The organism is Pseudomonas sp. PA-6-3C (genome assembly GCF_021605825.1).
GTDB lineage: Bacteria > Pseudomonadota > Gammaproteobacteria > Pseudomonadales > Pseudomonadaceae > Aquipseudomonas > Aquipseudomonas edaphica.
This window is the reverse complement of the sequence record NZ_WKDV01000026.1, coordinates 80,853-92,673: the sequence shown is the minus strand read 5'-3', so window position 1 is coordinate 92,673 and position 11,821 is coordinate 80,853. Positions and strand designations below refer to the sequence as shown.

Sequence of the window (11,821 nt, the reverse complement as noted above, 5' to 3'; positions counted from 1 at the left end):
GTTATTTTCGGCCCAGTGATCCTCGGACAAGTGGATGCGAGGAATGCAGACAAGGACGGCTATATTTCACTCAAAGTGTTACCTATGTGAATGCACTTTTGTGTAACCCATGTGGTTGTCCCGTACAGTGCCCCACCACTCGGCACCTCGCTTAGGCTCGGTGTGCCCTCACTCCGGCTTGAATCCGTGGGCCGCCGCGATGGGCCATCCTTGGCCCAGCGCGGCTAAACCGGCATCCCTGCCGGTTTACCCCCCAAATCACTGTCGAATTCCGGCCATCGTGTTTAACGGGGCGATTTCAGATCAAGATCAAGATCAAAAGCGCAGATCAAAAGACCGCTGACTTCGTCATCGAAAAGGATGTGAGAGCCGGAGCAACAGCAACAGCAACAGCAACAGCAGAGCCATACTCGGTCAAAGGTGGGAGCTGGCTTGCCTGCGATAGCATCAACTCAGTGTGCCTGATGTACCGAGGTGTCTGCATCGCAGGCAAGCCAGCTCCCACAGAAAAGCAGATCCTCAGTGTATGCAAATCCGCTTTTCGCTTTTGATCTAACCACTCAGGTCGGCTTTCAGGCCGCCGTGCTGTAGATCTTGATTTTGATCTGAGGCGCCCCGTTAACCACGATGGCCGGAGTGCGGGCATGCCGAGCCTAGGCGAGGCACCGAGTGGTGAGGCACAAACCTTTTGGTTACTTTTGGCTGGGCCGGCATTCCGGGCGTTTGCCAAAAGTGACCCGCTGTAAGAGCGGAACCATAGGTCGCCGCTATCAAAGAAATGGATATGTACACCACCAAAAGCCCGCCACAGCAGTCAAGCCAGCCCCCACAGTTGTTTATCAGTGTGACGAATACTCGTATTCCAGGCATAAAAAAAACGCCGCGCATCTTGCGATGCGCGGCGTTTTTTAAATCACAACATCTTAGGCTTGAATCACCGGGATGTTGGCGCTTGCTGCGATTTTGCGGAACTCGGCGATCTGGTCGAAGTTCAGGTAGCGGTAAACGTCGCTGGCCATGGTGTCCAGTTTCGCTGCGTAACCCATGTACTCTTCGACGGTCGGCAGGCGACCCAGCGTGGAGGCAACTGCCGCCAGTTCTGCCGAAGCCAGGTAGACGTTCGCGCCATCACCCAGACGGTTCGGGAAGTTACGGGTCGAAGTCGATACGACAGTCGAGTTCGGCTCTACACGTGCCTGGTTACCCATGCACAGCGAGCAGCCCGGCATTTCCATGCGCGCGCCAGCCTTGCCGTAGATGCCGTAGTAGCCTTCTTCGGTCAGTTGGTGAGCGTCCATCTTGGTCGGCGGCGACAGCCACAGACGGGTTGGCAGCTGACCCTTGACCTGCTCCAGCAGCTTACCGGCAGCGCGGAAGTGACCGATGTTGGTCATGCACGAACCGATGAACACTTCGTCGATCTTCTCGCCGGCAACACTGGACAACAGACGGGCGTCGTCCGGGTCGTTCGGTGCGCAGAGGATCGGCTCGTTGATTTCGGCCAGGTCGATCTCGATGATTTCGGCGTATTCGGCGTCGGCATCGGCTTCCATCAGCTCCGGGTTGGCAACCCAGGCTTCCATCGCTTGGGCGCGACGTTCCAGGGTGCGTGCATCGCCGTAGCCTTCGCCGATCATCCAGCGCAGCAGGGTGATGTTGGAGTTCAGGTACTCGGTGACGGAGTCCTTGGACAGCTTGATGGTGCAACCGGCAGCCGAACGTTCAGCCGAGGCGTCGGACAGCTCAAAGGCTTGTTCCAGCGTCAGGTCGTTCAGGCCTTCGATTTCCAGGATGCGGCCGGAGAAGGCGTTCTTCTTGCCTTTCTTCTCTACGGTCAGCAGGCCAGCCTGGATCGCGTAGTAAGGAATGGCATGAACCAGGTCACGCAGCGTGATACCAGGTTTCATTTTGCCTTTGAAGCGCACCAGGATCGATTCCGGCATGTCCAGTGGCATTACGCCAGTGGCTGCGGCGAACGCGACCAGACCGGAACCGGCCGGGAACGAGATGCCCATCGGGAAACGGGTGTGGGAGTCACCACCGGTACCGACGGTATCCGGCAGCAGCATACGGTTCAGCCAGCTGTGGATGATGCCGTCGCCTGGACGCAGCGAAACACCGCCACGGGTCATGATGAAGTCAGGCAGGGTGTGGTGGGTGGTCACGTCGATCGGCTTAGGGTAAGCCGCGGTGTGGCAGAAGGACTGCATTACCAGATCGGTCGAGAAGCCCAGGCACGCCAGGTCCTTGAGTTCATCACGGGTCATTGGACCGGTGGTGTCCTGGGAACCTACGGTGGTCATCTTCGGTTCGCAGTAGGTGCCAGGACGAACGCCTTTGCCTTCTGGCAGACCGCAGGCCTTGCCGACCATTTTCTGTGCCAGGGTGAAGCCTTTGCCGGTGTCGACAGGTGCTTCAGGCAGTTTGAACAGGTCGGTAGGGCCAAGGCCCAGTTCAGCACGCGCCTTGTCGGTCAGGCCGCGACCGATGATCAGCGGGATACGGCCGCCGGCGCGAACTTCGTCCAACAGAACCGGGGTCTTCATTTCGAAGGTGGTCAGGACTTCGTCGGTGCCGTGTTTGCAGACTTTGCCAGCATGCGGGTACAGGTCGATCACGTCGCCCATGTTCATGTTGGTGACGTCGAATTCGATTGGCAGTGCGCCAGCATCTTCCATGGTGTTGTAGAAGATAGGAGCGATCTTGCTGCCGAAGCAGAAGCCGCCGGCGCGCTTGTTCGGCACGTAAGGTACGTCGTCGCCGAAGAACCACAGTACCGAGTTGGTTGCCGATTTACGCGACGAACCGGTACCCACCACGTCGCCGACGTAGGCGATCGGGAAACCTTGGCCGCGCATTTCTTCGATCTGCTTCATCGGGCCGGTTTTGCCTTGCTCGTCCGGCACGATGCCTTCGCGCGCCATTTTCAGCATGGCCAGAGCGTGCAGCGGGATGTCAGGGCGGGACCAGGCGTCCGGGGCAGGGGACAGGTCGTCCGTGTTGGTTTCGCCGGTGACCTTGAAGACGCGCAGGCTGATCTTGTCGGCCAGGGTTGGGCGGTTGCGGAACCACTCGCCGTCAGCCCAGGACTGGATCACGCCTTTGGCATGTTCGTTGCCGTTCTTGGCTTTTTCGGCCACGTCGTGGAACGCATCGAACATCAGCAGGGTGTGCTTGAGTTGGGCGGCAGCGACAGGGGCCAGCTCGGCGTCGTCCAGCAGCTCGACCAACGTCACGATGTTGTAGCCGCCTTGCATGGTGCCAAGCAGTTCAACCGCGCGTTTCTTGTCGATCAGGGGAGAAGTGACTTCGCCCTTGGCCAGGGCGGACAGGAAACCGGCCTTGACGTAGGCAGCCTCGTCAACGCCTGGTGGAATGCGGTTGGTGATAAGGTCAACGAGAAATTCTTCTTCGCCAGCCGGAGGATTCTTCAGCAGCTCGACCAGGCCTGCGGTTTGTTCGGCGTTAAGCGGCTGGGGAACGATACCCAGTGCTGCACGCTCTTCGATATGTTTGCGGTAGGCTTCAAGCACAGTTATTACCCTCATCAGTGGTCCCACGGGACGCTCATCCAGAAATGAACGGCACGCATGCGCTCGGGGGCTTTTTGGGCCGCAAAGCCAGCGCTGCCGGCATTCCTCACAGAAGCTGCTTTCAAAGTTTTACGCCTGCAGAACGGAGCTGATGAGGGTTGGCGCGGGCTCTGACCTACCGGGTCGAACCTGCGCCAACACCGTTCTGAAGGAACGACTGTGCTCGTGACGCTTTGAAAACAGCTTCCAGCGGATTATTGGCGCCTTACAAGGCCGGATGATTCTACGGCAAAAAAAATCTAAAGGTAAGTTACCTAGCCAAGTTTGCTGGGTGATCAACCTTAGACAAAGGGCTAACATGGCGCACTGTTTCGCTGATTTGTGTGCATTGCCCATGTCCAACCAAGCCATCAAGACCCCCTGCGTCGGCCTGTGCTCCACGGTTTACGGCGATCTCGTCTGCCGCGGTTGCAAGCGCTTCCACCATGAAGTGATTCAGTGGAATGGCTATAACGAAGAAGAAAAACGTGCGGTATGGCTGCGGTTGGAGCAACTGTTGGTGCAAGTGATGGCCGGCAAACTGGAAGTCTTCGACCCCAAGATGCTGCGCGGGCAGCTTGAGCTGCGCAAGATTCGCTTCGTGCCGCACCAGTCCGAGTACTGCTGGGCCTACCAGTTGATCGCCCGAGGCGCGCGGGTGATTTCCAACCTGGAAGCCTATGGCATGGTGTTGCTGCCGGAGTTTCGTGAGTGGGCACTCCCGGAACTGCGCGATGCCATCGATCGTGAGTTCTTTATCTTGTCCGAGGCGCATTACCAACGCTATATCGCGCCGGGGTTCCTGAGAGACGCACTGGGACACTGACCACGCAGGTCAATGTGGGAGCTGGCTTGCCTGCGATGGCGGCAGATCAGCCAAAGGTGTTTTGACTCAAAGGTCGCTATCGCAGGCAAGCCAGCTCCCACCTTTGATCTCCATAGTTTGAAGAGGCTATGTCAGGCCTTGGTGGCCAACTCCTCCAGGTGATCCATCAACGCCTGCGGCTTAAGTACCAGCACATCACCTTCCACCGCATCCAGCACCACCTCCGCCGTATTGCCGATCAATGCGCCGGAAATCCCGGTGCGCGCCACTGTGCCGATAATGGTCACCGCCGCTTGCAGTGTGTGCGCGGCATAGGGGATCAACACATCCGCCGGGCCTTCGTTGATGTGCAAGTGGGTGTCGTCGATATCAAACTCGGCCTGGAACGCCTTGCATTGCTCGCGATAGCGCGCCTCGATAGTTTCCTTGAGCTGGAAGGTCGGGTCTGCTGCTGACAGCATGGGGGACGGGTGAGCGCTGATCACATGCAACTGGGCCTTGGCCAGGCTTGCAATATCGAACCCATGGTCGACGATGGCGTTGTGCAGTGCCTGGTGTTCGCTGTCGGTGTTGCCCACATCAATGGCCGCCAGCACCACCTTGCCGGCCCAGGGCGTCGAGGTTTTTACCAGCAGCACCGGCGTAGGGCAGTAGCGCAGCAGTTTCCAGTCTGCTGGCGTCAGCAGGGCCTTTTTCAATGGGCTGTCCGGGAAGTGCTGCTTGATCACCAGGCCACAGCCTTCGGCCTGCTGCACGTCGATGATGGTTTCATGCAGGCTGTCATTCCACGCCTGCTCGGTGGTCACGCTGTAGCCGTCCTCCAGCAGGCCGGACTTGAGCAGGCTGAGCAGCGCCGAATGCTCGTGCTTTTTGTCGCACACCAGCAAGTGCAGGTGCGCGCCGGTGACCCCGGCAATCAGCTTGGCGCGCTTGAGCGCGAGGCTTTCTGAATGCTCAGGTTCGATAACCACCAGGATGCTGCGGATGGCTTGCATGGTCGGGGTCTCCAAAGGGTGGGCCTGGAACAACTATAGTTGCTGCCCGCCAGACGTCATGTTGATGCACATCAAGGCCAGTAGCTGGTGGTCTGCGGCGGGGTCGGTATAATCGCCGGCCTTTTGTGATCCTTTTGCCCGTGAGCCCGATGAACCTGCCCGAAATCCACGAATTCCTCGGCTGCCGCACCCCCGACGCCTGGGTCCAGGCCGCGTTGGCCGATCAGCACACCCTGCTGATCGACCACAAGAACTGCGAATTCAAAGCCGCGAGCACCGCCCTCAGCCTGATCGCCAAGTACCACGCCCACGTGGACCTGATCAGCATGATGTCGCGCCTGGCCCGTGAAGAGCTGGTGCACCATGAACAAGTCATGCGCCTGATCAAAAAGCGCAAGATCGAGCTGCGCCAACTGCATGCCGGCCGTTATGCCTCGGGTTTGCGCAAGGTTGTGCGCAGCCACGAGCCGGTCAAGCTGGTGGACACGCTGGTGGTCGGCGCCTTTATCGAGGCGCGCAGTTGCGAGCGTTTCGAAGCCCTGGTGCCGCATTTGGACGAAGAACTCGGCAAGTTCTACTTCGGTTTGCTCAAAAGCGAGGCCCGGCACTTCCAGGGTTACCTGAAGCTTGCCTACCAGTACGGCGACGCCAAGGACATCGCCCAGGTCATCGAGCGGGTTCGCGCCGCCGAGCAGGAACTGATTGAGTCACCCGACATCGAGTTCCGCTTTCACAGTGGCGTGCCAGCCTGAGGCGACGGCCACGCCGATCAGCGCGGTGATCCCGGCCAACAACAGGATCACCGTTTGCGTGCCCAACGGCGCCGCCAGCACGGCAATCAACAGACCCGCCAGCGGCTGCGCCAGGTTGTTGAGCAAGGTGATCACGCCGACTGTCTTGCCGAAGTCCTGCACCGGAATCACCCGCTGGCGGGCGCTGCGCATGTACACGTTGAACATCTTGTCGAAGCCGGTGATCAGTAAAAATCCCAGGGTGTAAGCCCACAGGTTAGGGCTGACGGCCATGACCAGTGCCCCCGCCGCGATCATTGAATAAGACAGCCCGCCCAGCACCTTCAACGGCAGGCTGGAACGCGCCAGGTAAAACAGAATGACGATGGTCACCACCGCGCCGGCAGCCTGCAACAACGCATAGGCGTCTTTGCTGGCGGCGAACAGGCCAGTGACCATGGCCGCGGACGTGGCCAGCGTTACCCCGATGATCAAGTTGACGCCCACCGCCAGGGCAATGACCCGCTTCAGTTCCGCCAGTTTGCGGATATGCCCGAAGGCAATGCGCAGCGGTTGCAGCCAGATATCCTGATGTTGCTCAAAGCTTTCCAGGCTGACCGTGGTGTTGCGCTGCCACACCAGCATCGCCAGGTCCGCCAGCACAAACAGCCCGGCAACGCCCGCCACCACCCACGGCCACGCCCACACCTCCAGCATCAGCGCCGCCACCAGTGGCCCCAGCACCAGGCCGCTCTGGTCGGCGATCTGCGAGTAGGACAAGGTCTTGGCATAGGTGTAATGCTTGAAGATATGCGGCATCACCACTTCGCGCGCCATGATGCCCTGGGTCGTCAACACGCCGCACAGCGCAGACAGGATCACCAACCAATAGATACCGTCGAACACGCCATACAACGCCACCGCCGCCACACACGCCAATGCGCGGTAAACCTGGCTGATATGCAGGATGCGCACCGGCGGGAACTTGTCGCACAATGCGCCGCACACCGGGAACGCCAGGTAACGCGGCAGTGACTCGACGAAAAACGCCAAGCCAGCCCACGACACACTGTTGGTGGTTTGGAATACGATCAGCGGCACGATAAATAACAGAATCTGGTCCGCCAGCCGCGACAGGAACAGCGAGATAAAAAAAGCCAGGTAGTCCTTGCGCATGGTGCTCTCGTTTCAATCGATCAAAGCGTCAAGTGGGGTGCGTTGCCGCCGTAATTGCGCCCACGCGCAGGACGGCGAGATAAGCGGCAATGAGATCGATGCAGATCGGTGAATACAGGGCGACGCGATCGCCTGGTTGAACACCGCTGGCGACCAGCAGTCGGGCTATTTGTGTCGTTCTTGCTTGAAGCATTCCATAGCTGTAATGGACGGCATCGAGCGCAACAGCGCACTTGTGCGGGTGGCGGGAGGCGTTATGTTCGATGACCTCGTGATACAAAAGCATGGCGTGTACCTGTATTCAATAACACGCTTAAATAAAGACAGAACGGCTGTGTGAGAGCGGTTCGCTAAATTAAATAAAGGCTGTGTTTGAATAAAGCGCTGAGGTAAGCGCCAGGGGTAGCAATCGATAAAAGTTGCGGGTGCACAATATCAACTCCTTTGATATTTATTTTAATTATCTTCCATGACTTTCACCGGCAGGTGTCGCTGAAAAGTGCATGGATAGTTTCATTGGCGTTGTTGGGCTGTCAACGACGGCCGCGTCACTGTTTTGTCACTGCATCGTGACAATTTAAGGCGTTTACTCAATAAATGCTAGTGTCGAAACTTCCGAAAATGACGTGAGTTATGGCTGTCAGAAAAATCACTATCTTTCTTGGGCAAGGCTGCGAACGCCGCGATTTGATACGTTAAAAACTCCGGGTGAAATGTTAAAAACCTTTAAAAACATGAAGGTTGTTCGAAAGCCCCACAGAAAGGCTTTTTTTGCCGCGCCCAGTACCTTTTCAGGCCAGCTTGCCACCTATAATGCTCCAACTTCAATCCGCGCATCCACACTGAGAACTTATGGAAAACCTGGGTCTGGGCAAGGTCCTGCTCGTTGAGGACGATGAAAAGCTGGCAGGGCTGATCGCGCACTTCCTGTCGCAACACGGTTTCGAGGTGCGCGTGGTGCACCGGGGCGATGAGGCCTTGGCGGCGTTTCTCGACTTCAAACCGAAAATTGTGGTGCTCGACCTGATGCTGCCGGGCCAGAGCGGGCTGCACGTGTGCCGGGGAATTCGCAGCGTGTCCGACACGCCCATCGTCATCCTCACCGCCAAGGAAGACGACCTGGACCACATCCTGGGCCTGGAGTCGGGCGCCGATGACTACGTGATCAAACCGATCAAGCCGCCGGTATTGCTCGCCCGCCTGCGCGCGCTGCAGCGCCGCCAGGTGCCGGAGCCCACGGTGCGCGGTGCGCTGGAGTTCGGCCGCTTGTCGATTGATCGCAGTTGCCGGGGCGTCAGCCTGGGCGGTGAGGCCATCGACCTCACCACCATGGAGTTTGAGTTGCTGTGGCTGCTGGCCAGTCACTCTGGGACTATCCTTTCGCGCGACGACATTCTCAACCGCATGCGCGGTATTGCCTTCGACGGCCTGAACCGCAGTGTCGACGTATACATCAGCAAATTGCGCAGCAAGCTCAATGACAACCCGCGCGAACCGGTGTGCATCAAGACCATCTGGGGCAAGGGATATCTGTTCAATCCGTTTGCGTGGGAGGTTTAGATGCTGCGCCTGTTTCTGCGCCTGTATGTGATCCTGGCGCTGGGGTTGGCCGGGGCAATCTGGCTGGTCAACTACACCTTCGATGAGTTATTGCCCGAGGCCAACGAGGTTTATAACCGTGAAGCCTTGCGCGGGCCGGCCTATGGCCTGGTCGAGCAACTGCGCCCGGTGCAGGGGGCGGCCCGCGATGCGCGCCTGGCTGAGCTGCAACCCCATTATGGTTTGCGCCTCAAGCTGGTGCCGCGCGACACCCTGGCGCTCAATGACCGCGAACAGCAACTGTTGGCGGGCGGCCAACTGGTGGTGCGCGGCGACTTCATGGAGTTCCTGACCACCATTGATGGTGGCCCGCAATTGTTGCAGATCAAACTGCCGGAAGAGCCCAAATGGTTGTACCTGTGGGCCTATGGCTTCCTGGGTGTGAGCCTGGCCATCGTCCTGTATTTTTGGGTACGCCCGCATTGGCGCGACCTGGAGCATATCCGCCTGGCCGCGCAGCGTTTTGGCGATAACGACCTCGGCTCGCGTATCCTGCTGCCGCGCCGTTCCACCGTGCGTGAGCTGGCCGGGCACTTCAACCAGATGGCCGAGCGCATCGAAAGCCTGATCGCCAACCAGCGTGAACTGACCAACGCGGTGTCCCATGAGTTGCGCACACCGATTGCGCGCTTGTCGTTTGAGCTGGACCAACTCAAGCAACAGGCCGACCCACGCCAGAGCCGCGAATTGATCGCCGATATGTACGCCGACCTTGGCGAACTGGAAGAAATGGTGTCTGAGTTGTTGACCTATGCCAGCCTGGAGCGCGGCGCCACACAGGTCACCCGGGAAAATATCGAAGCGCATAGCTGGCTCGATAGTGTGATCGGCAGTGTGGCCCTGGAAGCTGAAGCCGCGGGTGTGCAGCTCTCGTTGCGCACCTGTGACGTCGACTTTATCCAGATCGAGCCGCGCTTTATGGCGCGCGCAGTGATCAACCTGCTGCGCAATGCCATTCGTTATGCCGAGCGCCGTGTAGAAGTGTCGCTGGTCAAGTTCGGCAATGGTTACGAAGTGCGGGTCAATGATGATGGCCCAGGTGTGCCGATGGAGGGCCGTTCCAAAATATTCGAACCCTTCCTGCGCCTGGACGCCAGCCGCGATCGCCGCACCGGCGGCTTTGGCTTGGGCCTGGCGTTGGTCAAACGCGTCAGCCAGTGGCATGGCGGGCAGGTTGAAGTGCTGGACTCGGAGTGGGGCGGGGCGTCGTTTCGGATGACGTGGGCGTATGGCGAGTAGGCGGTTGCCGGCGGTCGCGGGCAGCCGCCAAAGGCTTTAAGGTGCCCCGAACCGTACCAGCATGCGCTGGCCCACACGCAGTGACGCAGGTGCAGGTTGTTCGAACGCTACTATGCATTCCACGGTACGCATATTGGCTCGTGCCTGTGGGTCGCCTTCAAGCGTGCTGTTACCCAGCACGGAGCTGATACGCACCACATGACCGGACAGCGACGGTTGGTCGTTGCCGTTTTCGGTCGATATATCGGCTTTCATACCGGCGTGGACCTGCGCAATAAACGACTCGTTGAGCTCGGCTCGCACGATGCGTACCTCGTTCGGCAGCAACACGAAGGCAGGCCCTGACTCCGATGAAACGGTAGCGCCAGGTTGGGTCAGGCGCCGCACGACTTCGGCGTCCGCCGGTGCATAGAGGTTGCGCTGGGTCAGTTCGTAGCGCGCACCGGTGAGTGTTCTTGTGGCGGCTTCGAGGTGTCCTTGGTTTTTTTCAATAGCGTCGCGCAGTTGCTCGGCGGCCTCGCGCGCATCATCGGCACTCTGGCCATCTGCGGCTCCAGCCGCGGCCGCCTTTGACAGGCGCGTGGCTTTCTGGTCGGCAAAGTTGAACTGTCTTTGCAGGTGCCTGGCGTGCACTTGAGCCTGTTGTTGGTCGGCAAGCGCGGCACTTACGGCCAGGCGCGCCTGTTCGCTGTCCAGGGAGGCGAGCAGTTGACCTTTTTTTACAGAATCACCTTCTTTGACTTTGATCTCGGCCACCACGCCATCGCGGGCAAACTGCAGGTTGAGCAGGCCACCCTCGACATCGACGCGGCCGCGAGCCACTGCCAGGTAAGTCGGCGACGAGGCCGTGGCTTGAGCCGGCGTATCCTCACGTGAACAGCCGTTCAGGAGCAAACAGGCACTGAACAGGGTCAGCCAAGGGGAGAGGGAGCGGACATTCATACGCAGTGTTCCTGGGGGGCGGCAGGGCTGGCGGGCCGCAGGTGTTGGTGGGAGTCGCTGATGATGCGGCCGTCTTCAATGGCCAATACACGGTCGGTGTGGCTGATCAAACGCGGGTCGTGGCTGACGCACAGCACCGTAGTGCCGCGTTCACGGGCGATACGGTGCAAGATATCGATCACGATCTGGCCGTTGGCCGCGTCCAGGGCGCTGGTGGGTTCGTCTGCGAACAGCAACTCGGGCGCCTTCGCCACGGCGCGGGCGATAGCCACCCGTTGTTTTTCTCCCCCGGACAGCGCGGCCGGGCGCAAGGCCATGCGCGAACCGAGGCCTACATCTTCCAGAGCCTGAGTCGCGCGCCTGCGCACTTCCTGCGAAGTGAGCCCGAGGTAACTCAGGGGCAACTCGACCTGTTGCAAGGCCGTCAGCGCCGGGAACAGATTGAAGCCTTGGAATATGAAGCCCGTGTGATGCAGCCGAAAATGCTCCAGTGCCCGTGGGGCAAGCGTTCCCAGGCTTTGCCCGAGGGCCTCCACACGGCCTTGGTCGGGTTGCTGCAAGCCGCTGAGAATCGCCAGCAGCGTGCTTTTTCCGCAACCGGATGGCCCCGCGATCAGGGTCAGTTCCGCGGGCCTTATTGCCAGGGTGATGTCGTGCAGTACAGGGGTCATAACCTGGCCTGATACAAATGCCTTGCCGATGCCAGTGGCATGCAGGGTGAAGGATGTGGTCATCGTGGGT

At 59.4% G+C, this 11,821-nt stretch carries 10 protein-coding genes; 4 read left to right on the top strand and 6 right to left on the bottom strand.

Features of this window, described 5'->3' with window-relative positions; translation table 11 throughout:
• Positions 1-923 precede the first annotated feature (923 nt).
• Positions 924-3,533, bottom strand: coding sequence for a bifunctional aconitate hydratase 2/2-methylisocitrate dehydratase (gene acnB, locus GIW48_RS18185; protein WP_017137496.1), 2,610 nt, complete (start codon positions 3,531-3,533; stop codon positions 924-926).
• Between the two features lie 394 nt (positions 3,534-3,927).
• On the opposite strand from acnB, the gene GIW48_RS18180 reads away from it, so the two are divergent.
• Positions 3,928-4,398, top strand: a complete 471-nt coding sequence (locus GIW48_RS18180) for a DUF1289 domain-containing protein (RefSeq protein WP_017137495.1) — start codon at positions 3,928-3,930, stop codon at positions 4,396-4,398.
• A gap of 131 nt (positions 4,399-4,529) precedes the next feature.
• Here the strand turns inward: GIW48_RS18180 and GIW48_RS18175 are convergent, their stop codons facing one another.
• Entirely contained in the window at positions 4,530-5,393 is an 864-nt protein-coding gene (locus GIW48_RS18175; protein ID WP_236461363.1) for a universal stress protein, read from the bottom strand.
• Between the two features lie 149 nt (positions 5,394-5,542).
• Between GIW48_RS18175 and GIW48_RS18170 the strand changes: the two genes are divergently transcribed.
• The gene (locus GIW48_RS18170; RefSeq protein WP_017137493.1) at positions 5,543-6,145 is read left to right on the top strand and encodes a tRNA-(ms[2]io[6]A)-hydroxylase; all 603 of its coding nucleotides are present in this window, start codon (positions 5,543-5,545) and stop codon (positions 6,143-6,145) included.
• On the opposite strand, the gene GIW48_RS18165 is transcribed toward GIW48_RS18170, so the two are convergent.
• Together GIW48_RS18165 and GIW48_RS18160 are read right to left on the bottom strand one after the other, a co-directional pair.
• The gene (locus tag GIW48_RS18165) at positions 6,101-7,300 is read right to left on the bottom strand and encodes an MFS transporter (RefSeq protein WP_236461365.1); all 1,200 of its coding nucleotides are present in this window, start codon (positions 7,298-7,300) and stop codon (positions 6,101-6,103) included. The two genes, GIW48_RS18170 and GIW48_RS18165, sit on opposite strands and share 45 nt — an antisense overlap.
• Positions 7,301-7,328: 28 nt before the next feature.
• Positions 7,329-7,586: an AMP-binding protein gene (locus GIW48_RS18160; protein WP_099549611.1), complete on the bottom strand. Its 258-nt coding sequence runs from the start codon at positions 7,584-7,586 to the stop codon at positions 7,329-7,331.
• 566 nt (positions 7,587-8,152) lie between these two features.
• Here GIW48_RS18160 and GIW48_RS18155 point away from each other — a divergent pair.
• Positions 8,153-8,860: a winged helix-turn-helix domain-containing protein gene (locus tag GIW48_RS18155; RefSeq protein ID WP_017137491.1), complete on the top strand. Its 708-nt coding sequence runs from the start codon at positions 8,153-8,155 to the stop codon at positions 8,858-8,860.
• Positions 8,861-10,138, top strand: a complete 1,278-nt coding sequence (locus GIW48_RS18150; RefSeq protein ID WP_017137490.1) for an ATP-binding protein — start codon at positions 8,861-8,863, stop codon at positions 10,136-10,138.
• Between the two features lie 36 nt (positions 10,139-10,174).
• Here the strand turns inward: GIW48_RS18150 and GIW48_RS18145 are convergent, their stop codons facing one another.
• The gene (locus tag GIW48_RS18145; RefSeq protein WP_170037731.1) at positions 10,175-11,080 is read right to left on the bottom strand and encodes an HlyD family secretion protein; all 906 of its coding nucleotides are present in this window, start codon (positions 11,078-11,080) and stop codon (positions 10,175-10,177) included.
• Positions 11,077-11,814, bottom strand: coding sequence for an ABC transporter ATP-binding protein (locus GIW48_RS18140; protein WP_176992110.1), 738 nt, complete (start codon positions 11,812-11,814; stop codon positions 11,077-11,079). Before GIW48_RS18140 ends, GIW48_RS18145 begins: the two co-directional genes overlap by 4 nt.
• Positions 11,815-11,821 lie beyond the last annotated feature (7 nt).

Coding starts and splice junctions, on each gene's coding strand:
- GIW48_RS18180 (WP_017137495.1), top strand. CDS start 3,928: ATGTCCAACCAAGCCATCAAGACCCCCTGCGTCGGCCTGTGCTCCACG.
- GIW48_RS18175 (WP_236461363.1), bottom strand. CDS start 5,393: ATGCAAGCCATCCGCAGCATCCTGGTGGTTATCGAACCTGAGCATTCA.
- GIW48_RS18170 (WP_017137493.1), top strand. CDS start 5,543: ATGAACCTGCCCGAAATCCACGAATTCCTCGGCTGCCGCACCCCCGAC.
- GIW48_RS18165 (WP_236461365.1), bottom strand. CDS start 7,300: ATGCGCAAGGACTACCTGGCTTTTTTTATCTCGCTGTTCCTGTCGCGG.
- GIW48_RS18160 (WP_099549611.1), bottom strand. CDS start 7,586: ATGCTTTTGTATCACGAGGTCATCGAACATAACGCCTCCCGCCACCCG.
- GIW48_RS18155 (WP_017137491.1), top strand. CDS start 8,153: ATGGAAAACCTGGGTCTGGGCAAGGTCCTGCTCGTTGAGGACGATGAA.
- GIW48_RS18150 (WP_017137490.1), top strand. CDS start 8,861: ATGCTGCGCCTGTTTCTGCGCCTGTATGTGATCCTGGCGCTGGGGTTG.
- GIW48_RS18145 (WP_170037731.1), bottom strand. CDS start 11,080: ATGAATGTCCGCTCCCTCTCCCCTTGGCTGACCCTGTTCAGTGCCTGT.
- GIW48_RS18140 (WP_176992110.1), bottom strand. CDS start 11,814: ATGACCACATCCTTCACCCTGCATGCCACTGGCATCGGCAAGGCATTT.